The following is a 21,266-nucleotide window of genomic DNA, read 5'->3' as shown; positions in this document are numbered from 1 at the left end:
ACTTCTATTACTTCTTTATCACACATAAGCAAAGTCCCAGGGCATGAAGCAGCTCATGGCGGGCGGCGGCATCATCGTCATTGGCACCACACTGATCCCTCTGCTGTCTGGCCTGTTTTAAGGTAGGCGCTTATGGATTTTCTCACCGACTGGCTCACAAACTGGATCAAAGAGCTTCTGATTGGCGGGATCATGGGGAACCTCGAAGGGCTTTTTGATACTGTCAATACCCAAGTCGGAGAGATTGCGGCACAGGTAGGGACTACCCCGGCGGCTTGGCACGCCGGGGTTTTCTCCCTGATCCGACAGCTTTCCGAAACGGTGATCCTGCCGATTGCCGGAATGGTGCTGACCTTTGTTGCCACTTATGAGCTCATACAGATGCTTTTGGAAAAGAACAATATGCACGAGGTTGACGTTGCGAACCTCTATAAATGGATGTTCAAAACAGCCTGTGCAATCTTAATCCTGTCAAATACATTCAATATCGTCATGGCCGTGTTCGATGTCTCGCAGAGCGTCATCGCGCAGGCAGGCGGGCTCATTCAAGGCTCTACCGATGTTTCGGCGGATATGCTTGCTGAACTGGAAACCTCACTGGAGGCGATGGACTTGGGGCCGCTTTTGGGGCTGTGGCTGCAGTCTGCGCTCATTGGCTTCACGATGAAGGCGATGGGAATTATCATTTTCGTTTTGGTGTATGGCAGGATGCTGGAAATCTATCGCGCGTCCAGAAGCGCCGCTTTTCATCCGAAAGCGGTGCGCGGGCATTTTGGGAATCCGGCTTTGGCAAGCCGGTAAAGAAAAGTATCAAAGACGTGAAAAATGTCACTTTAGCGTCATTCGGTTTACCCCGGAGGGAAACCACAAGGGGGACAATAGCGTACCGAAAAAATCGCAAGTTGGGGAAACCATCTACCCACGACTGAGCGGCAAGACGCAACATTGTGAATGAGGAACAAGGCTAAACTGCTTTAAGGGCAGTCCGAGGCGGGATACTCGACCCGGCGGCGCAGGATGGTTGTATTCGCCGTATGTCATAGCAGAATGTGACAGGTAGACACAGACCGCACGATACTTATGACAGCCAGCCGCAATAAGCGGAAAAGGACGAAAACCCATTACCGACATCACAATACGCTTTTCCCAAGGTGTCTAACTGGAGATTGCCTAAACCGGAGTGCCGGGATTATCCGGCTATGCGTAATGCCGCAAGGTGAAAAATTTCAAGGGGTAAAAACCCAAGAAAGATGACGCTGAATATCCGGCATGGCAACGGAGCCTCCGTAGTAGTCCGAGGGCGGGAAAGCCGTCTACATGGCGAAGGGAGGCAGGATGTCAACCAATTCATAAAAAGGAAAGGTGCGTGAGGCATTATGAGAAGTCCTGAAAATGTGTTGGAAAGCCTAAAATCCAAGGCGTGTAATAAGAGTTACAAGTACGAGCGGTTATACCGCAATCTGTACAATCCACAATTCTATCTGCTGGCATACCAGCGGATACAGGCGAAACCAGGCAACATGACAGCCGGAACAGACGGCAAAACCATTGACGGTATGGGAATGGCAAGGATAAACGCCCTCATTGAAAAAATGCGTGATTTCAGCTACCAGCCCAACCCGGCGAGGAGAACGTATATCCCGAAATCCAATGGGAAAATGCGCCCTCTGGGGATACTGTCATTCGACGATAAACTGATACAGGAGGTGGTGCGGCTCATCTTAGAGAGCATCTATGAGCCAACTTTCAGCGACTACTCCCACGGTTTCCGCATAAACAAAAGCTGCCATACGGCACTCAAATATGTACAGAAATATTTTACGGGGACAAAGTGGTTCGTTGAGGGGGATATAAAGGGCTGTTTTGACAATGTAGACCATCATGTGCTGATTGACATTCTGCGGAAGCGGATTGCAGACGAACATTTCATTGGTCTGCTATGGAAGTTTCTGAAAGCCGGATATATGGAGGACTGGAATTATCACAATACCTACTCCGGCACTCCCCAAGGCTCTATCATCAGCCCCATCCTTGCAAATATCTATATGAACGAACTGGACAACTATATGGCAGAATACGCAGAGAAGTTCAACTGCGGAAACCGCCGTAAAATCAATCCTGCGTTCAAGAAGAAGTTGGATGTTTGCCGGGGAAAAGAGCAACGGCTTAAAAGAAATCTCTCTAAAATGAGCGAGAAAGAAAAAGAGGGCTTAATTGCGGAAATCCGGGAACTGCGGCGCAGTCTGAAATCCATGCCATACAGTGACCAGATGGACGACAGCTATAAGAGGATTTGCTACGTCCGGTATGCGGATGATTTTCTGATAGGAGTTATCGGCAGTAAAGAGGACGCAGAACAGGTAAAACAAGAAGTAGGCTGTTTTATCCGGGAAAAACTTCATCTGGAAATGTCCGGGGAAAAGACTCTGATTACCCACGGACATGATTTTGCAAAGTTTCTGGGATACGAGGTCACAATCGCCAAGGGCGAGTACAGCAAAAAGACCAAAACCGGGGCTACCAGACGAGTGAACAACGGAAAAGTCTTGCTCTATGTTCCCCATGATAAATGGGTAAAACGCCTGCTCTCCTACAATGCCCTCAAAATTAAATACGACAAACAGAACGGAAACAAAGAGGTTTGGGAACCTGTCCGGCGCACCCGCCTGTTGCACCTGGACGACCTGGAAATCCTAAACCAGTACAACGCAGAAATCCGTGGATTATACAACTACTACCGGCTCGCAAACAACGTGACCGTACTCAACAACTTCTACTATGTAATGAGATACAGTATGCTCAAAACTTTCGCCGGAAAATATCGGACACGAATTAGCAGAATTATTCGCAAGTACCGTCAAGGAAAAGACTTTGTTGTGGAGTATCCGAAGAAAAATGGCAAAGTGGGTAAAGTGCTGTTCTACAATAATGGGTTCCGCCGGAATACCAAAGTCGAAAGCGGCAACCCCGACATAGTGGCAAGAGTGGTTGAGAACTACGGGCGCAACAGCCTGATTAAAAGGCTACAAGCGAACAAATGCGAGTGGTGCGGCACAGAGAATGTGCCGCTTGAGATACACCATGTACGAAAACTCAAGGATTTGAGTGGCAGGAAACAATGGGAAATCGCCATGATTGGGCGCAGACGCAAGACAATGGCACTCTGCATTGACTGTCACGATAAGTTACACGTAGGGAAATTAGACTGACATCTGGAGAGCCGGATACATCGAGAGGTGTAAGTCCGGTTCGGAGGGGAGTTCTCGGAAACCTGCCATAGTGATATGGTAAGGCGTCGGGTTCTTACCCTACTGCTGACCAGTCTGGCCCCCATCCCCGTTGCTACGCTTTCCAACCGGGAGCTTGGTGGCACCGGACAGAACTACATCAAGTCCCTGTTTGCCGTGGGCTTTCAAGGGCTGCTGATTCTTGTATGTGTTGCAATTTACGCGGTGCTCATTCAAGGCATCGCAACAAGCGGCGATCCCATTGGGGCGATTTGGGGAACTGTGGGCTACACGGTTCTGCTTTGCTTCATGCTCTTTAAGACCGGGAGCATTGCCCAGCGTATCTTTGGCGCTCATTAACAGGAGGTGGTGCTTATGCCGCGAAGATACGGGGCAGACGGAACGCGCTTATGGAATGGAAAAACGCCGGAGGAGTTTACTGAGGCGGATGCTTACCGCTTTATGGCGGAAACAGAGGCCGTCCTGCAAAGAAAAGAATTGATGGACGACCCCGCCCAGCCTGCTCCGGCAAGCGGAAAGGAGGAATTTTATCTGAGTAAGAACGACGATGTATTGCTGACCCCGGAGCAGATTGCTGCGGAGGAGCGGCGCTGGCTGTTTGATGCTCCCATCGCGGAGCTTGCAGAAGTCAAGGGCGTTAGTATTGACGAGGCGGTAAAAATGCGGACGGATGCCGTCTTGCAAGAGGCGGTTGTTCCGATCACAGTATCTGTCCGCCCGATTGAGCCGCAGGGTAAACTGATCGGCTTCGCCAGCGTCAATTTTGGCGGTGTGGTCATCGACGATTTTAAGGTTGTGGACGGGAAAAACGGAATTTTTCTCGGAGCTCCCTCTAAACCCGATCCTGCCAGCCGGACGGGATACCGGGCTACGGTTCGGATTCCTGACCGCGCCACACAGGAGCGGATCAATGCGGCTGGTGTGGAGGCGTATCATGCGGCGGTGGAACAGCTTGTTGCACGGGCCCAGGCGGTACGGCCTGCCCCGATCAAGGAGCAGATGGCCGAGGCCGCGAAACAAGCTGGAAAAGAAAATGCCGCCCGGCCTGCACCTGCCAAAGCAAAGGAGGCCCGCAATGACCGATAGCCGCACTTTGGGACAAAGTGTCCCGAAGGAGGGCTTGTTTCTCATGGACGGCATCGAGGGCCTGCGCTCCCTGCCCAAACATAGCGTGGATATGCTGTTGACTGATCCGCCTTACGGCACAACCCGGAATTATTGGGATGTGCCCCTGCCGCTCCCGGAACTGTGGGAGGCGGTGAAATGGGCGGTCAAGCCGAATGGCGCGGTGCTGTTCTTCGCACAGTGCCCCTTTGACAAGGTGCTGGGCGCATCCAACCTCGCCATGCTCCGCTATGAGTGGATTTGGTACAAAGAGCGCGGAACGGGCTTTCTCAATGCAAACCGGGCTCCGCTGAAAAAGTCCGAGAACATCTTGGTGTTTTACCAAAAGTCCCCGGTCTACAATCCACAGTTTACTTACGGCAAGCCATATACCCGTGTTCATTCCCGAAGCGGTACAAGCTCTAACTATGGGAAATTTGAACGGCAGGGCTCAGAGTCCAACGATGGCCGCCGCTATCCCGGAAATGTGCTTTTTGTGCCTACGGTGTCCGGCGGCATCCATCCCACACAGAAGCCCGTGGAGCTCTGCGAGTATTTGATCCGCACCTATACCCGTCCCGGCGAATTGGTCGCGGACATTTGCGCGGGCTCCGGCACAACCGCGATTGCAGCCATCAACACAGAACGTCGCTTTGTATGCTTTGAAACGGCCCCGGCCTTTTATGCCGCAGCCAGTGAGCGTATTCGTGCGGCGCAGGCAGTAAAAAGCTCTGGCGAGAAAGGAGTGTAATTATCCAGCAGTATTCTATCATTTACGCTGACCCGCCGTGGCGCTACTCGGCTAAGAAAGTACAGGGCGCGGCGGAAAACCATTATCCCACTATGAGCATTGAGGAGTTATGTGCGTTGCCTGTGGCTGATCTTGCAGCCCCGGACAGCGCACTCTTTTTATGGGCTACTTTCCCGCAGCTCCCGGAGGCGCTCCGGCTGATCGAGGCTTGGGGCTTCACCTACAAAAGCGTCGCTTTCGTCTGGCTGAAAAAGAACAAGAAGGCGGATAGCTGGTTTTACGGCCTTGGCTTCTGGACAAGGGGCAATGCAGAAATCTGCCTGCTGGCAACCAAGGGACATCCAAAGCGGCAGGCTGCCAACATTCATCAATTCATCATTTCCCCGATTGAAGCCCATAGCAAAAAGCCGGACGAGGCCCGCGCCAAAATCATTTCCCTGATGGGCGATCTGCCCCGCGTGGAGCTCTTTGCCAGGCAGACCCCGCCCGGCTGGGCTGTATGGGGAAATGAAGTAACACCAACCATCCCGGACTTTGGGACACATTGTCCCGAAGTGCAGAAAGGAGTGTGATCTATGCCCTATGTAAACGTACCAAACGATTTATCCAAAATCAAAACAAAGATGGCTTTCAACCTCACCAAACGCCAGCTTGTCTGCTTCGGCAGCGCGGGCGCAGTGGGGATTCCGGCCTATCTGCTGACCCGTGGCACCCTCGGCAATACCGGGGCGATGTTTCTCATGCTGGGAATTATGCTCCCGGCGTTCCTACTGGCGATGTATGAAAAGGACGGCTTGCCCTTTGAAAAGGTTGTGCGAAACATCATCCGGGCCAAGTTTCTAAGGCCGGGGATCAGGGCCTACCGAACCGAAAACATTTATGCGCCCTTTGCCGGGCCGGGCGCTGGAAAGGAGGATGTGATTGAAAAACACAAAGAAGAAAAACGGAGCCGCCGCCAAGGGTAAAGGCCGGGCGACCCTGTCTGCTCAGCAGACAATCCCGTATCTGTCCATGCACCCGGACGGTGTGTGCAAGCTCCCGGGCGGGCTCTATACAAAAACCGTGGAATATGAGGACATCAATTACTCCGTGGCATCCACCGAGGATCAGACTGCCATATTCAGCGGATGGAGTTCATTTCTCAACTACTTTGACAGTTCGCTGCCGTTCCAGCTTTCCTTTATCAACCGCCGTTCTCATTCCCGCAGCCGCTATCAGGTCAATATCCCGAAAGCGGATGACAACTATAACAGCGTCCGGGACGAGTTTACCGGGATGCTGAAAAATCAGATTGCCAAAAGCAATAACGGCATTGAACGCTCAAAATACATCACCTTTGGCATACCCGCCGAGGGGATTGCGGAGGCACGGCCCCGTCTGGAGCGTGTGGAGGCTGATGTCATGGGAAACTTTAAGCGGCTGGGCGTTCCCTCGGAGCCTATGGACGGGCGGGCCCGCCTTGCGCTGCTTCATAGCCAGATGCATCCGGGGAGCCGCGAGGCGTTCCGCTTTTCGTGGAAAGACATCCCACAGACCGGGCTTGGCACAAAAGACTTTATTGCCCCGGACAGTCTCGACTTCCGCCAGTCCCGCACATTCCGCATCGGCCAGTATTGGGGCGCGGTGTCCTACTTGCAGATTATGGCATCGGAGCTTTCGGATAAGCTGCTGGCAGAAATCTTGGAGCTGGATGCGGAAATGACCGTGACCATGCACATTCAGACCGTGGATCAGCTCAAGGCAATTAAGACCATCAAGGGGAAAATCTCGGACATCGGAAAAATGAAAGTGGAGGAACAGAGAAAGGCTGTGCGCTCCGGCTATGACCCGGATATTCTTCCCCCTGACCTGATTACATTCAGCAAGGACGCAGCGGAGCTTCTGGCTGATTTGCAATCCCGCAATGAGCGAATGTTTCTGCTGACCTTTACGGTGGTAAACCTTGCCCCTACCCGCCAGCGGCTGGAAAACGATGTGTTTACCGTGGGCGGTATCGCGCAGAAATACAACTGCGCTCTGCGCCGTCTGGACTGGCAACAGGAACAGGGCTTTGTTTCCTCGTTGGCCCTTGGTTACAACGAGGTAGAAATCCAGCGCGGTATGACAACCAGCTCCACAGCCATCTTTATCCCCTTTATGACAAGGGAGCTCCGCATGGCGGGGCAGGCACTCTACTATGGCATGAACGCACTTTCTCACAATGTCATCATGGCTGACCGCAAAAAGCTGAAGTCGGCAAACGGGATGTATTTGGGTTCTACGGGCTCCGGCAAGAGCTTTGCTGCAAAGCGTGAGCTCTTGAATGTGTTTCTCACCATCCCGCAGGATCGGATCATCGTGGTTGACCCGATGGGCGAATACGCTCCGCTGGTGCGAAGGCTGGGCGGCCAGGTGATCGAGATTGCCCCGGACAGCCCGCACCACCTCAATCCGATGGATGTGGAGCTCAATATGGCCGCCGGAGAAAGCCCGCTTTCCATGAAGGCGGATTTTCTTTTGTCCCTATGCGAGCTGGTGGTCGGCGGCAAGGAAGGCTTGCAGCCCATTGAAAAGACGGTCATTGACCGCTGTGTGCGTTTGGTGTACCGGGAACAGGCGCTCGGACTGGAAACTGCAAAAACACCGCTGTTGCAGGATTTGTACGAAGAGCTCTTACGCCAGCCGGAGCCCGAAGCCCGGCGCGTGGCAACTGCCTTAGAGCTTTATTGCACAGGCTCCCTCAATCTCTTTAACCATCCTACCAACGTCAAGACGGACAGCCGTGTGGTGTGCATCGTTCTGAAAAACATGGGCGAAAACCTTAGAAAGATTGCAATGCACATCACAAATGAGTTCGTTTCGCAGGCGGTGGATCAGAACTTCCACGAGGGTGCGGCGACTTGGTGCTACTTTGACGAGTTTCATATTCTGCTCCGCGATCCGCTGACAGCCAGCTACTTTGTGGCAGTCTGGAAAATGCTGCGTAAAAAAGGATGTGTGCCGTCTGCTTTGACGCAGAACGTCAAAGACCTTTTGGCCAGCCGGGAAATCGAGAACATTCTGGACAACACGGATTTTATGATTCTGCTTTCGCAGGCGCAGAGTGACCGTACCATTCTGGCAAAACAGCTCGGTATTTCCGAGCATCAGCTTTCCTATATCACACACAGCAATTCCGGCGAGGGGCTGTTGTTCTATGGAAATGTGACCATCCCGTTTGTGGATCGGTTCCCTCGCGGAGAAATCTATGACCTGCTGACTACCCGCCCGGAGGATATGAAGAATGAAACGAAAAACGAATAAGGCCAAGGAGGAGGCTTGGTCGCAGACCGCCCACGCCCCTGACGGGGAGCAGTCCGGGCCGGAGGCTTCCGACACTTCGGGACAAAGTGTCCCAAAGTCCAAGTTCCGCAAAAAGAGCCAGCAAGAACAGGCTGCGGCAGCAAAGCTCCGTATGGAGTCCCAAGGCGAAAAGCTGGAACAGGCCCGGGAGAAGCTGGCAAAACAAAAGCCGCCGAAAAAGCCCGGCCCGGTAAAACGCATAGGCCGTGTTGCCAGTGGTTCCGTTCACAGCTTCGTGCATGGCAAGATTTTTGAAGTGGAACAGGAAAATGTCGGCACAGAAGGCGCACACCGTTCTGAGCTTGCGGGAGAAACCGCGCTGCGGCACGGCTCCCGCTTTGTGCGCCGTAAAGTCCGGGAACATCCGGCAAAAGTGGTACGCAAGGCCGAGGCCCGCTATACCAAATACACGGCGGATTACCATTTTCACACCGCCGCACAGGAGCACCCGGAGCTGACGAAAAATGCCCTTACCCGCTACTGGCAGAAGCAACGGCTCCGCAGGCAATACCGCAAGCAGGCAAAGGAGGCTGCAAAGCAGAGCGCGGCTGCGGCTGGGAAAACTGCCACAGCCACAGAACGCCTGACCGCCCGGGCAGTGGAATTTGTCAAAAGTCATCCCGCAGGTGCCGTGGTTGCGGTGCTCTGTGTGTTACTCCTGTTTGCTATGCAGTCCTGTTCCTCTACCATGCTTATGCTGGGGAACGCCGGGGCCGGTGCATTAGGGGCGAGCACCTATCCTTGTGAGGATCGGGATATGCTGGCCGCCGAAGCTGCCTACTGTGCGCTGGAAGATGATTTGCAGCATTATCTGGACACCTATGAAAGCACCCATGACTATGACGAATACCACTTCGATCTGGACGAAATCGAACATGACCCCTATGTGCTGCTTTCTCTTTTGTGTGCGCTCCATGAGGGGCAATGGACAATAGACGAAGTACAGGGAACGCTGCAAATGCTGTTTGACCGCCAGTACATTCTAACGGAGGATGTGGTGGTGGAAACCCGGTATCGCACGGAAACCGACACATGGACGGACGAGGACGGCAACTCCCATACGGACACCTATCAGGTGCCTTACGACTATTACATCTGTACGGTCACGCTGGAAAATTTTGATTTGTCCCATGTGCCTGTATACGTTATGGGCGAGGATCAGCTTTCCCGGTATGCCATCTATATGGCAACGCTGGGAAACCGTCCTGATCTGTTTCCGGATTCTCCCTATGTGAACAAGTACATTACCGGGAAACCCGGTGATTACGAAGTGCCCGGAGAATATCTGGACGATGAAACCTTTGCCGCGATGCTTGCCGAAGCGCAGAAATACATCGGCTATCCCTATGTGTGGGGCGGCAGTTCTCCCGCCACTTCCTTTGATTGCTCGGGGTACGTTTCGTGGGTTATCAATCACTCCGGCTGGAATGTGGGCAGGCTGGGAGCCCAGGGGCTCTATAACATCTGTACGCCGACCAGTTCTCCCAAACCCGGTGATCTGGTGTTCTTCAAAGGCACCTATGACACGCCGGGCGTGAGCCATTGCGGGATTTATGTCGGTGATGGAAAAATGCTGCATTGCGGAGATCCCATCGGCTACGCAAACTTGAATACAAGCTACTGGCAATCTCATTTTTACGCCTACGGGCGTTTACCGTGACAGGAGGTTTTGAAATGGCAACTACCAAAAGCATGAAAATTCAGGCCGAGATTGATAAGGTCAAGGCCAAAATCAGTGAACAGCAGGCCAGGCTCAAGGAACTGGAACAGAAAAAGCTGGAGGCAGAAAACAGCGAGATCGTGGACATTGTGCGCGGCATGAGCATTTCCCTTACGGAGCTCCCGCTGCTGTTTGAGAAGCTGAAGGACGGCGGTACTTTGGGACAAAGTGTCCCGAAGTCCGAAGAAAAAAAGAAGGAGGAAAACTGAATATGAAACATTTTCGTATGTTGGCGGCGGGGCTTTGCTCCGCCGTTCTTTTATGCGGCTTTGCGATCCCAGCCTACGCCTATTCGGACGGCGGGAATGAGGAACCGCCTGTTGTGGAAGAAACTCCGGCCCCGGAGCCAGCGCCTACCATTACCCCGGGCGAGGGCTTTTCGGAGGATGGAAACCTTGTGACCCGCGATCTGCTCTACGATGCCGCAACCAACAAACAGTTCATCACGGTGGAAACCAGCGGCGGCAACACCTTTTACATTGTCATTGACTATGACAAGCCTGTGGATGAGGACGGCGAACAGTATCACACCTACTTTCTGAACATGGTGGATGAAGCCGATCTGCTGGCGGCACTGGAGGCCGCTGGCGGAGAACTTCCGGCCTGCTCCTGCACAGAAAAATGTGCGCCCGGAGCCATCCATACGGATTGCGAAGTCTGCGCGGTCAACATGACCGAGTGTGCTGGCACGGCTCCCGAACCCGCCCCGGTGACAGAACCTGCGGAGGAGCCGGAACCCGAGCCCCAGCAGAAAAGCAATACCGGGATGCTTCTGCTGATTTTGGCAGTGGCTGTTCTGGGCGGCGGTGCAGGCTGGTACTTCAAAATCTACCGCCCGAAGCATGAAAAAGCTGCTGTACCCGAAGAGGATTACAGTGAGGAACTGGCTGATTATGACGATCCCGAGGACAATGGGCCGCCTTGGGACGAGGACGATACCGAAAGCGAGGATAATGAATGAGATTTACAAATAACCCCTATGAGGGATTTATGAAAGAAAAAAGCTACTTTAAGGGTGTGCCGCCAAGCCTGCCGCCGAAGGGCTCCCGTTGTGACGGCTGCCCTTACTGGCGCGGGATCGGCTGCGTGTTCTGCTACCGGGAGCAGCTCAAACCACCGGGCAACGGGAGGTGATACTGTGGGCCGAGAACTGACCCGGACAGAAAAAGCGACAATCCGCAGGCTGGTGTCAAAATGGTGTGCCAACTATGACCGGGACTGCGGCTGCCTGCCGCTGGATTGCGAGTGCTATATGTTTGGGAAATGCTGGACAGGGGCTTATTGCCGCTACTTCCGCGAGGCAGTTCTGCCCCTTGATCCGGCGCTGGAGATTGCGCTGCTGACAGAGGGGCCAAGGCCGGATTTCAAGGCTTGCCCGGTATGCGGCAGAGCCGTGGCTCCTGATGGACGGCAAACCTATTGTTCGGCGGCCTGTGCAAAAGCGGCACATCGCAGACAGCAGCGGGAATATATGCGGAAAAAACGGGGCTGATGTGTTGACAATTAGGCCACCTCAAACCCGCCTGTGACAAGGCTTTTTAAGGCCCTTTTCTGCGGGAGGTGTATGTTTCTATGTCCGGCCCTGTTTCCGTGAGATGCTGTCAACATTTTAGCTGCCGGAGCTTTGGGACAATTTGTCCCAAAGTTCCGGCTTTTGTGGAAGGAGGTACTATGCCGAAATATTATCCGATCAACGAAGAAGCCGCAAAGCGGGCAAAAGATATGAACAGCTTTTCCGACTATCAGCCGGGCTCCGCTACGGCGGGCTACCGGGCAATGGTCGATGAAGCGTATGCAGCGGCGGAACGCCAGAAAGCCCGTGTCGATCCAATGTACCATGATAAGATTGACGCGCTGGTGGATCGCTATGCCCGGAAACTTGCGGAAAATCTGAATGAACGCAATGTGATTGATGCCCGGGTGCCCTCTATTCTGATCTCCGGGGGCGGCAATTTCCCTGTGGCAAAAAAGCACAAGCAGAACGCCGCCCGGGATCGCAACTATGGAGAGTATGCGGAGATTTCAAAGCTGCTTGATAAAATCCGCTCTGTTGGTATGGGCGGGATCAGCGCAGACGATGATCTGGCCGTGGAAAAGCTGACAAAAAAGCTGGAGGGGCTGGAGTCCCAGCAGGCCACCATGAAGGCGGTCAATGCGTATTTTCGGAAACACAAAACGCTGGATGGCTGCCCGGAGCTTACGCCGGAGCAGGCAGAAAAGCTCAAAGCAGATATGGCGCAGTCATGGCACTTGGACAAAAGCAAGCCGTATCCCGCCTATCTGCTTTCCAACAACAACGCCAACATCCGCCGTGTACGCCAGCGAATTGAGGAACTGAGCAACCGCTCCGAGTTTGCAGGCTGGACATTCCCCGGAGGCGAGGCAAAAATCAACGAGGCTGAAAACCGTTTGCAGCTTATTTTCGAGGAAAAGCCCGATGCCGATCAGCGGCAGGAACTGAAAAGCAACGGCTTTAAGTGGGCTCCCAGCCAAGGGGCATGGCAGCGCCAGCTTAACCAGAACGCTATCCGTGCTGCGGCCCGGATAGACTTTCTGCGGCCCGAGGACGGTACAAGCCCCTATCAGCTCCAGCCGTTTGTGAAAAGAGAAAACAAAGAAATGTCTCGATGATGGGAGGTGTACTATGGACAAAAATCAAGGCTATTCGATTCTGAAGGCTGTTATGCTGGAAAATGGACGTGGATTTGCATTGGGCGAACATCCCACCGCGCCATCCCGCTATGTCACATGGGCCTGCTATGATGACAAAGACGGCCTGCGGCAGTACGAATGGGGTCACTATGGAAATGACCGCACCGCGATGGAACAGGATTTTACAGACCGGGTGCAGGACTATCAGCGTATTTATAACGTGGGGATCAGGCAGACCGAGGCTCCCGGTCTTTACAAGTATTATTCGACCCAGCGGCCTGTGGACATCGGGACATTCCCGAAGCCGCCCTATAACAAGCCGGATGAAATTTTCAATTACGATCAGCGCGTCCCGGTGGAAAATGGCTCGTTCTTGGCTTGGGGTTATCTTACCTATACCCGCCCCCTGACAGAAAAACAGGCATCCGACTATGAGCTGCGTCCTGCGCCTGATAATCCCGACAGGCCCCGTCCGATTGCCGAGCAGATGAAAAACGCGGCAAAGTTGGCGGAGGCAGATCGCGGCCCGGAGGCTCCGGCTCCCCAGCGCAGGCAGCCTGACCGTGACGATAGATAAGGAGGTGCGTATATGGAAAAGAAACGTGAACAGGATTTGTCTGTACTGGAGGCGCTGCGCCTGCACCGTGAATTTCATTTGCCGCGCCCCATTCCGGCAGACGAACAGGAAAAGCCGCTGGATAAGGTAAAGGAGCCGCCCCGCGCCTGCCGCAGCCGGGAGCGTGAGGAACGATGACAAAGAACCGCCGCCGTCCGATTCATCTTCATGTGATGGTGTCGGAGGCGGAACAGGCCCTGATTCAAGAACGTATGGCGGAGGCTGGCATCCGTAATATGGGAGCCTATATGCGGAAAATGGCCCTGAGTGGGTATGTGCTTCATGTTGACCTTTCGCCTGTTCGTGAGCTGGTTTCGCTCCAGCGGCGCTGCTCCAACAATCTGAACCAAGTGGCAATTCAAGCCAACACCTACGGCGCGATTTATCCCGAAGAACTCGAGGCCTTGCAGCGGGACTATGCCGCTTTGTGGGAGCCGCTGTCTGATCTCTTGAAACAGCTCTCCGCGCTGGTAGAGCTCTGACCCATCCGGGGAGTGGTTGATACCGCTCCCCGGCTTTTTCTACTTCGGGACAAAGTGTCCCAAAGTAAAAATACTGTTTGCCGGAAGGAGGGATTTTTACGGCGACCACCTACATCCGCCCTTATAAAACAGCGGCGGGAAAAAGTGCAATTCAAACGATGGAGGATCGTTTCACCTATGGCCTGAACCCAGAAAAGCTGGGAGCCGTATCTTCCTATCTCTGCGATCCGAACACGGCTCCCGCCGAGTTTCTTCTGGTAAAAAGTCAATACCTTGCAGAGACAGGCCGGGCCGTGTCTCGCGGGGCCCTGTTCTTTCAGATCCGGCAGGCGTTCCTGCCCGGGGAGGTTACGGCGGAAGAAGCAAACCGTATCGGCTATGAAACGGCGATGCGCTGGACAAAGGGAAAGTATCAGTTCTTCGTCTGTACGCATACCGACAAGGCCCATATCCACAATCACATTTATTTCAATGCGACGGCCTTTGACCGCTCCCGGAAATTTCATAATTTCATTGGTTCGTCCTTTGCCCTGCGGAGGCTCTCTGACCGCGTGTGCATCGAACATGAATTGTCTGTTATCCAAAATCCGTGCCAGCACAGCAAGGGTCGTTTTCTCCACTATGGACAGTGGATCGGAGAAAAGCCACCCTCTGCCAAGCAGCGGGTGCGGCTGGCTGTTCTCGCCACTTTGGAGAAAAAGCCCACGGACTTTGCCGACTTTCTTCGTCTCATGGAGGAGTCCGGCTTTTCGGTGAAACAGGGACGCGGCGGTGTCATCTCATTCCTTGCGCCCGGGCAGGAAAAACCGACTCGGCTCCGGGCTTCTACACTGGGAGCCGGATTTGACCCGGAGGACATCAAGGCAGTAATTGCCGGGGAACGTCCACTCCCTGAGCTGACAGAGGAGCCCACGGTTCCGCCACGGCGAGTTAATCTCATCATCGACATTCAAGAGCGTATGACCCAGGGCAAGGGCCCGGCCTATGAACGATGGGCCAAGGTCTACAACCTAAAACAGATGGCTGCCGCGCTCCAGTATTTGCAGGAGCATCATCTGACAGACTATGCGGCGCTGACGGCCAGCACCGAGGCTGCTGTGGATCACTTTCACAAGCTGTCTGACGAGCTCCGCACAACGGAGGAGGCTCTTTCCAAAACCTCGGAGCTGATGGCTGCCACGGTGGACTATGCCAAGACCCGCCCGGTATTCGATGGGTACAAGGCTGCGCGGTACAGCAAAAAGTATCTGGCCCAGCATGAAGTGGAGCTTGCCACTTACCGGGCGGCAAAGGATACCATGAACACCATACTGAACGGCGCAAAGCTCCCTAAGATTGAAGCACTAAAAAAATCCTGCCGTGAGCTGGCGGGACAAAAGAAAGAGCTTTATGCAGAATACCGGGATGCCCAGCGGCAAATGCGGGAGGCTGTGGCAATAAAAGCGAACATTGATCATCTGCTCGGCATAACAGACGAGCGTGAAAATAAGGCCCAGGAACGATAGTGACGGGCCGCAGACTACGGTGCAGCGCACCGGGACTTTGGGACAATTTGTCCCGAAGTACAGCGGGTTTGGGGAGCTCCCCAACAAGCATTTTTGCGGGCCCTGCGCCCTGCAAAAATTTCGGAGTGTGGCCACACCCGAATTGCTTGCCAAAACGCGCAACCCGCAACATGGCGCAAAAAACGGAGGTTACGCTTTCTTTTACGTTTCCTCCGTTTCTTTCGATGCTTTCATCGCTTGGATTGTAGCTTCAACGATTTTCAATTCTCTTTCGTCCAAGGCGTTCAACATGGCATCAATCCGCTTCCTGCACTCGCTCCCGCTATTCTGGGACGGGTAAAAGTATTGATCCACCGATATATCAAACATTGTAACCATCTGATAAAAGGTGTTGAAGCTTGGATGCTGACCATCATTTTCATTATACATAATGGTACGCGGAGCGCGGTCAACAATATAGGCCAGTTGCTCCTGTGTCATGCCGCTGGCTTCTCTTGCACGCTTGATGGCGAGCCCTATATCGTGAAAATCAAAGCGTCTTTCATCTCGTTCTATCTTCATAACATCACCTGATATGATTTTACATTTCATGTGATATTATTTGAACGACTTTGTATTTCATACTACTGACTATTTAATTTCACATACGCAAAATTGATGATCGCGGAAATGTGAGGTACAATATACCTATAACTTTGGGACAATTTGTCCCGAAGATCAGAGGTTGGTATCTAAAATAAAATCAGAAATATTGTGAGGTTTCTGTGACATTTGGGTGCTATACTGAAAATGAAGGAGTGTGATACCATGCGAATTTTAGTAGTCGAGGATGATCGGCTTTTGAATAATACTTTATGCTATAACTTGAATACTGCGGGCTATACGGTTGATTCTGCACTGACAAAATCAGTGGCCAGTAGTTTCTTGACAAAGCAGGACTATGACCTGATTGTGCTGGATGTAAATTTGCCGGACGGGAACGGTTTTGACTTCTGCCGGGAAATAAAAGAGCGTCGCCCTGATACCGTTATTATTTTTCTGACCGCAAATGATATGGAAAGCGATATGCTCAAAGGGTATGAACTGGGCGCAGAGGATTATGTGACAAAACCTTTCCCTATGAGCGTCTTTCAAAAGAAATTAGCGGTAGTGCTGGGTAGGCTGACAAAACAATATGGTGGTGATACTTATGAGGATGGCACACTGACCATCAATTTTTCAGAAATGAGTGCTACTCTATCAGGAAAGCCACTTACATTCACCCCACTGGAATATCGACTTTTGAAAATCCTGATGAAAAATCCGCAGATTGTTTTGACCCGGCAAGTCTTGTTGGAAAAGCTGTGGGACGCAGACGGAAATTTTGTGGATGAACACGCTCTGACTGCGGCGATCAGCCGGGTACGAAACAAAATCGAAACACCTGACCGTCAGTATATCAAAACGGTATATGGTATGGGCTATATGTGGATCGGAGGAGTGCTGAAATGAATGTGCGAAAACTTTCCGTCAACAAAGCCTGTATCTTTTTTGCTGTTCTCCTGCTGGTGGCAATGGGGACGGTTTCAGCAGCTTTGTATGGGCTGACCCAAAATATAACCGCTGTCTGGTATGTATTATTGTTCGGCATTTTTGTGCTGGTTTGCGCTGTTTGTTTTATGGTGCTGGTTCGCCGCAAACTGGCAATGTTCTCCGATGCTTTTTGCAGTTTAATGGATGATATGTTATCCGGGAATATGCAGCCGAAACAGACTGTGGAAGAAGAAAGTCTTTTCTATAAAATTGAATATCGGCTGAACCGTTTATATGAAGTCATGCAGGAAAACAAGAACGGCATTGCACAAGAACGGGCTGACCTGCAAGAACTGATTTCCGACATCTCCCATCAGGTCAAGACCCCGATTGCGAACTTGAAAATGATTAACAGCACTCTGCTTGAAAATGAAGTCCCTGTGCAAAAACAAAAAGAGTTTCTAACGGCACAGGCCAGCCAGCTTGATAAACTGGATTTTCTCATGCAGGCTATGATTAAAACCTCTCGTTTGGAAACAGGTGTTATTTCTCTGGAAAAGAAAAGCCAGCCGCTTTATGACACGCTTGCCGCCGCATTGGGAGGTATTCTTCTGAACGCCGAGAAAAAACAGATCAATGTTCAAGTGGACTGCCCGGAGAACTTGGTCGTTTCCCATGACAGAAAATGGACAAGCGAAGCACTGTTCAATATTTTGGACAATGCAGTGAAATATACGCCGGAGGGCGGTCAAATCCGTGTTTCGGTTGAAAGTTGGGAAATGTATGTGAAAATCGACATTGCAGATACAGGCATTGGCATTTCAGAACAGCATCAGGGAGCAATTTTCAAGCGTTTCTATCGAGAGGACATCGTACATGATGTAGATGGAATTGGTATTGGTCTATATCTGGCTCGTGAGATCGTAACCTTGCAAGGCGGTTATATCCGGGTAACATCCGAGGTTGGGAGGGGTTCAACTTTTTCCGTCTTTCTGCCTCGACAATAAAATAAGTACGCTAAAAAACAAAATGTCACAGGCCTATGACATTTGAGCTTTAATTAAACAGAGGTATTTTGTTTCCCGTGACATTTCTGTGAGGTTTACCTTTTATGATAGAGCCATCAAAAAGAAAGGGTGGTGTTCTATATGAACATATTACAAACGACAGATTTGAAGAAATATTACGGCACCGAACCGAACATTACAAAAGCATTGGATGGCGTGACCCTATCCATTGAGGAAGGTGAATTTGTTGCCATTGTTGGTACTTCCGGCAGCGGTAAGTCTACTTTGCTGAACATGATGGGCGGGTTAGATACGCCAACTTCCGGCAGTATTAAAGTAAAAGGGAAAGAATTATCGAAACTCAAGGATGAACAGCTTACCATCTTCCGCAGACGTAACATCGGGTTTATCTTTCAGAATTACAATCTTGTTCCTGTGCTGAATGTCTATGAAAATATTGTCCTGCCGGTGGAGCTGGATGGTGATACCGTGGACAAGCGGTTTATGGATGAAGTCGTGAAAATGTTGGCTCTCGATGGGAAGCTGAACAGTATGCCTAACAATCTGTCCGGCGGCCAGCAGCAGCGTGTAGCGATTGCCCGCGCCCTTGTTTCCAAACCAGCTATTATACTTGCAGATGAACCGACAGGCAATTTGGATAGCCGGACAAGTAGTGATGTTCTTGGTTTGCTGAAAGTTACAAGTCAGAAGTTCCATCAAACGCTTGTAATGATTACCCATAACAATGAAATTGCCCAGCTTGCCGACCGAATTATCCGTATTGAGGACGGAAAAATCGCACAGTGACAGGGGGTGACATTGATGGATGATATTTTATTTGGGAACAATAATCAGGCAACAATCAATCGTCTTGCCAAAAGAAGCTACCGCGCTAATAAGCAGAGAAATGTTTTCGTTACCATCGCATTATTCTTGACCGCCTTTATGATTACATCTGTATTTAGTTTGGGGTGCAGTTATTTTGAAACCTATCAAATGCAGCAAATTCGTGCGATGGGCACGACTGCGGATGTGGCAATTACAAGCCTCTCAGAAGAACAATATGAAGAATTGAGCCGATCCAGCTTGGTATCCGTAGTTGGTGTCAGTCAGAGATTGGGCAGCATTGATACATCTGGAATGGACGATGCCCTGCTGAGTATTACCTGGATAGACGAAACAGAATGGCAAGAACACCGTGTACCAACAATTTCGGATATACACGGAGATTATCCGCAAGCAAAAAATGAAATTATGCTCCCTACATGGGCTTTGCGTGCAATGGGGATTGATGATCCACAGATAGGGATGAATATTTCCCTTTCCTATCAACTCGGAACAGATTATCAATATATCTCCGATGAATTTGTTTTGTCGGGCTATTACACAGATTATTCGGCTTCACGTGCAGGCAACCGTGGTGCCGCTTATGTTTCGGAGCTTTTTGCAACACAAACAGGGCTTCCCTTTGATAGTGTGTCTACCGCAATGATTTCTTTTTCTGATGACAGTAATGCCCTGCGATCCTGTGAAAAACTAAAACGGAAGATTTCGTTTACAGAAAGTCAGTCCTTTGAAATTGTACCTATTGCTCAGAGCAATTCCACCACCATTGTTCTTCCACTGGCTGCTATTATCGTCTTTATCATTATCAGCGGCTATTTGCTGATTTATAACATTCTGTATATCTCAATTTCAAGAGATACACAATTCTATGGACAGCTTAAAACGATAGGCACGACAAAAAGACAAATCAAGCGGATCGTGCGTTCTCAAATATTCAGAACGGCGGTGATCGGTATTCCCAGCGGCCTGATTGTCGGTGGTATTGTTTCGCTTGGACTTGTTCCGTTTGCCATGAATATGATGTACTCAAGCGATACAGACCTTGGGGAGATAGTGTCCTTTTCCCCCATTATTTTTGCGGGTGCCGCAATCTTCACATTTTTTACTGCAATCATCGGCAGCATGAAACCAGCGAAAATAGCTGCAAGTATTTCTCCTGTTGCGGCTTCACGCTATACGGAGGCAAATACAAGGAGTTACCGAGATCATAAGAGCCATAGAACAAAATTATCTCGGATGGCACGAGATAATATTTTTAGAAACCCTAAAAGCGCTTTCCTTACTTTTGCGTCCTTATTTTTAGGCTTAATATTGTTTTTGGTTTCTGCTGGTCTACTATCAAGCCTAAGTCCCGACAATTTTGTAAATCAATGGGGAGAAAGTGATTTCGCATTGACTTACAGCATTTCCGAAGAAGGAAACCTGCTCTCTGATGAAATGTTGCAGCAAATTGAAACAATGCAGGGAATTGAAAATCTGCGCGTCACTTATTCTGCTTCACCGTGGCCCACTATGGATGTCATTTACGACGAAAATGTATTCGGGAAATATATTGATTCCTTGGATGGCGTATCAGGTCTTGATTTTTCAAATGCGGAAACACGAAAAAACTATACAGATAATTTTTGGAGCGGCGTTTACGGAATAGATTCCAGATATATCGAAGAACTTAATAAAACGCTTGATAAGCCTATTGACTTAACCGCCTTTGAAAAGGGAGAGTTGGTGGTTTTGTCCGCTATGACGGATGATGAGGGAAACCTATTGATTCAGCCAGGGCAAGCAATCACCGTTGTCGGTGAGTCCGGGGAACAGGTCTTTACAGTGGCAACTGGCTTTCTGGACGCTGATTTTCAGAATGGTCGAGGAAATGAGAGAGGTACTGCCCCTGATTTGTATATCAGTGAGCAGGCAATAGAGAAGTTGTCTGGAGAAACCAAAATCTTTCGGATTGCTTTTGATACGATTGATAGCAGTTATGACAAAGGGATTATGGAGCAGCTTCAATCCATTACTGCTTCGTCACCGGGCATTACGATTCTGTCACGATATGAAAAGCAGCAAGAAATGGCCGGATATTTGCTGACCTCAAGGATTATAGCCGCAGGGTTGTCCGCTGTATTTTTGCTGATAGGAATTATGAATTTCATTAACACAATGGTTGTTAGTGTAAATACTCGGAAACATGAATTTGCAACACTTGAAAGTATAGGAATGACGAAAAAGCAAATTAGAAATGTATTGCTTTGGGAAGGCGGGTATTATTGGAGTATTTCTTTCCTACTGCTTGCCACACTGGGAACAGCGATATATATTCCAATATACTCAGCCTTTAGAAGAATGGTTCCTTATGCAGCTTTTCACTATCCTGTAATTTCTCTGTTGGTTGTCGCAGCTATTGTTTTGCTGGTCTGCTTGGCAACCCCCGTCATAACTTTCATGCAAAATGTTAAGCAAAGCGTTGTAGAGAGACTGCGGCAGAATTAAATATTTGCGATGAAA

Annotated in this window: 20 protein-coding genes and 3 pseudogenes; 22 read left to right on the top strand and 1 reads right to left on the bottom strand. The window is 50.8% G+C overall.

Features of this window, described 5'->3' with window-relative positions; genetic code table 11:
- Positions 1-28: 28 nt before the first annotated feature.
- The 18 genes and pseudogenes from DWY37_RS16155 to DWY37_RS11995 form a co-directional block, all read left to right on the top strand.
- Positions 29-121, top strand: a pseudogene (locus DWY37_RS16155) (Maff2 family mobile element protein); the annotation flags it as partial.
- 11 nt (positions 122-132) lie between these two features.
- A pseudogene (locus DWY37_RS12070) lies at positions 133-723 on the top strand (VirB6/TrbL-like conjugal transfer protein, CD1112 family); the annotation flags it as partial.
- Positions 724-1,376: 653 nt separating this feature from the next.
- The gene (locus DWY37_RS12065) at positions 1,377-3,209 is read left to right on the top strand and encodes a reverse transcriptase/maturase family protein (RefSeq protein WP_118540911.1); all 1,833 of its coding nucleotides are present in this window, start codon (positions 1,377-1,379) and stop codon (positions 3,207-3,209) included.
- 99 nt (positions 3,210-3,308) lie between these two features.
- Positions 3,309-3,587, top strand: a pseudogene (locus DWY37_RS12060) (VirB6/TrbL-like conjugal transfer protein, CD1112 family); the annotation flags it as partial.
- A 15-nt stretch (positions 3,588-3,602) separates the two neighbouring features.
- Positions 3,603-4,334 (top strand): septation protein SpoVG family protein, encoded by a 732-nt coding sequence (locus DWY37_RS12055; RefSeq protein WP_118540915.1) that lies wholly within the window; start codon positions 3,603-3,605, stop codon positions 4,332-4,334.
- Complete coding sequence (locus tag DWY37_RS12050; protein WP_021738873.1) at positions 4,324-5,103, top strand: DNA-methyltransferase; 780 nt, start codon at positions 4,324-4,326, stop codon at positions 5,101-5,103. Before DWY37_RS12055 ends, DWY37_RS12050 begins: the two co-directional genes overlap by 11 nt.
- A gap of 2 nt (positions 5,104-5,105) precedes the next feature.
- Positions 5,106-5,675 (top strand): MT-A70 family methyltransferase, encoded by a 570-nt coding sequence (locus tag DWY37_RS12045; RefSeq protein ID WP_330417617.1) that lies wholly within the window; start codon positions 5,106-5,108, stop codon positions 5,673-5,675.
- A gap of 3 nt (positions 5,676-5,678) precedes the next feature.
- Positions 5,679-6,068, top strand: coding sequence for a PrgI family protein (locus DWY37_RS12040; RefSeq protein WP_015563852.1), 390 nt, complete (start codon positions 5,679-5,681; stop codon positions 6,066-6,068).
- A complete protein-coding gene (locus DWY37_RS12035; RefSeq protein WP_173765246.1) occupies positions 6,025-8,385 on the top strand; it encodes a VirB4-like conjugal transfer ATPase, CD1110 family in 2,361 nt (786 codons plus the stop codon). The genes DWY37_RS12040 and DWY37_RS12035 overlap by 44 nt, the downstream gene beginning before the upstream one ends.
- Positions 8,366-10,084 carry a C40 family peptidase gene (locus DWY37_RS12030; RefSeq protein ID WP_118544539.1) on the top strand — a complete coding sequence of 573 codons (1,719 nt, stop codon included), beginning with the start codon at positions 8,366-8,368 and terminating at the stop codon, positions 10,082-10,084. The genes DWY37_RS12035 and DWY37_RS12030 overlap by 20 nt, the downstream gene beginning before the upstream one ends.
- A 14-nt stretch (positions 10,085-10,098) precedes the next feature.
- Entirely contained in the window at positions 10,099-10,353 is a 255-nt protein-coding gene (locus DWY37_RS12025; protein ID WP_117461324.1) for a DUF4315 family protein, read from the top strand.
- Positions 10,354-10,355: 2 nt separating this feature from the next.
- Positions 10,356-11,105 carry a DUF4366 domain-containing protein gene (locus DWY37_RS12020; RefSeq protein ID WP_118540921.1) on the top strand — a complete coding sequence of 250 codons (750 nt, stop codon included), beginning with the start codon at positions 10,356-10,358 and terminating at the stop codon, positions 11,103-11,105.
- Positions 11,106-11,282: 177 nt separating this feature from the next.
- Positions 11,283-11,636, top strand: coding sequence for a cysteine-rich VLP domain-containing protein (locus tag DWY37_RS12015; RefSeq protein WP_117471214.1), 354 nt, complete (start codon positions 11,283-11,285; stop codon positions 11,634-11,636).
- Positions 11,637-11,815: 179 nt separating this feature from the next.
- Positions 11,816-12,775 carry a hypothetical protein gene (locus tag DWY37_RS12010; RefSeq protein WP_117715283.1) on the top strand — a complete coding sequence of 320 codons (960 nt, stop codon included), beginning with the start codon at positions 11,816-11,818 and terminating at the stop codon, positions 12,773-12,775.
- Between the two features lie 13 nt (positions 12,776-12,788).
- Positions 12,789-13,373: a hypothetical protein gene (locus tag DWY37_RS12005; protein ID WP_117567778.1), complete on the top strand. Its 585-nt coding sequence runs from the start codon at positions 12,789-12,791 to the stop codon at positions 13,371-13,373.
- A 12-nt stretch (positions 13,374-13,385) separates the two neighbouring features.
- Entirely contained in the window at positions 13,386-13,550 is a 165-nt protein-coding gene (locus DWY37_RS16005) for a hypothetical protein (protein ID WP_181968383.1), read from the top strand.
- Positions 13,547-13,894: a plasmid mobilization protein gene (locus tag DWY37_RS12000; RefSeq protein WP_117715284.1), complete on the top strand. Its 348-nt coding sequence runs from the start codon at positions 13,547-13,549 to the stop codon at positions 13,892-13,894. The genes DWY37_RS16005 and DWY37_RS12000 overlap by 4 nt, the downstream gene beginning before the upstream one ends.
- A gap of 158 nt (positions 13,895-14,052) precedes the next feature.
- On the top strand, positions 14,053-15,399 hold the full coding sequence (locus DWY37_RS11995; protein ID WP_199650060.1) for a relaxase/mobilization nuclease domain-containing protein: 1,347 nt from the start codon (positions 14,053-14,055) through the stop codon (positions 15,397-15,399).
- Between the two features lie 201 nt (positions 15,400-15,600).
- On the opposite strand, the gene DWY37_RS11990 is transcribed toward DWY37_RS11995, so the two are convergent.
- Positions 15,601-15,960, bottom strand: a complete 360-nt coding sequence (locus DWY37_RS11990) for a helix-turn-helix domain-containing protein (RefSeq protein WP_054754179.1) — start codon at positions 15,958-15,960, stop codon at positions 15,601-15,603.
- A gap of 246 nt (positions 15,961-16,206) precedes the next feature.
- On the opposite strand from DWY37_RS11990, the gene DWY37_RS11985 reads away from it, so the two are divergent.
- The 4 genes from DWY37_RS11985 to DWY37_RS11970 all read left to right on the top strand — a co-directional run bounded on the left by DWY37_RS11985 (position 16,207) and on the right by DWY37_RS11970 (position 21,251).
- Positions 16,207-16,890, top strand: coding sequence for a response regulator transcription factor (locus DWY37_RS11985; RefSeq protein WP_117461330.1), 684 nt, complete (start codon positions 16,207-16,209; stop codon positions 16,888-16,890).
- A complete protein-coding gene (locus tag DWY37_RS11980; RefSeq protein WP_117461331.1) occupies positions 16,887-17,918 on the top strand; it encodes a sensor histidine kinase in 1,032 nt (343 codons plus the stop codon). Before DWY37_RS11985 ends, DWY37_RS11980 begins: the two co-directional genes overlap by 4 nt.
- A gap of 141 nt (positions 17,919-18,059) precedes the next feature.
- Positions 18,060-18,725 (top strand): ABC transporter ATP-binding protein, encoded by a 666-nt coding sequence (locus DWY37_RS11975; protein WP_005335790.1) that lies wholly within the window; start codon positions 18,060-18,062, stop codon positions 18,723-18,725.
- A gap of 15 nt (positions 18,726-18,740) precedes the next feature.
- Positions 18,741-21,251 (top strand): ABC transporter permease, encoded by a 2,511-nt coding sequence (locus DWY37_RS11970; protein ID WP_118544538.1) that lies wholly within the window; start codon positions 18,741-18,743, stop codon positions 21,249-21,251.
- Positions 21,252-21,266: the final 15 nt, after the last annotated feature.

This window comes from Roseburia sp. AF25-13LB, from assembly GCF_003478915.1.
Taxonomy (GTDB): Bacteria; Bacillota; Clostridia; order Lachnospirales; family Lachnospiraceae; genus Roseburia_C; species Roseburia_C amylophila.
Note: the sequence above shows the minus strand (reverse complement) of the source record. Positions and strands in the feature narration are given on the sequence as shown.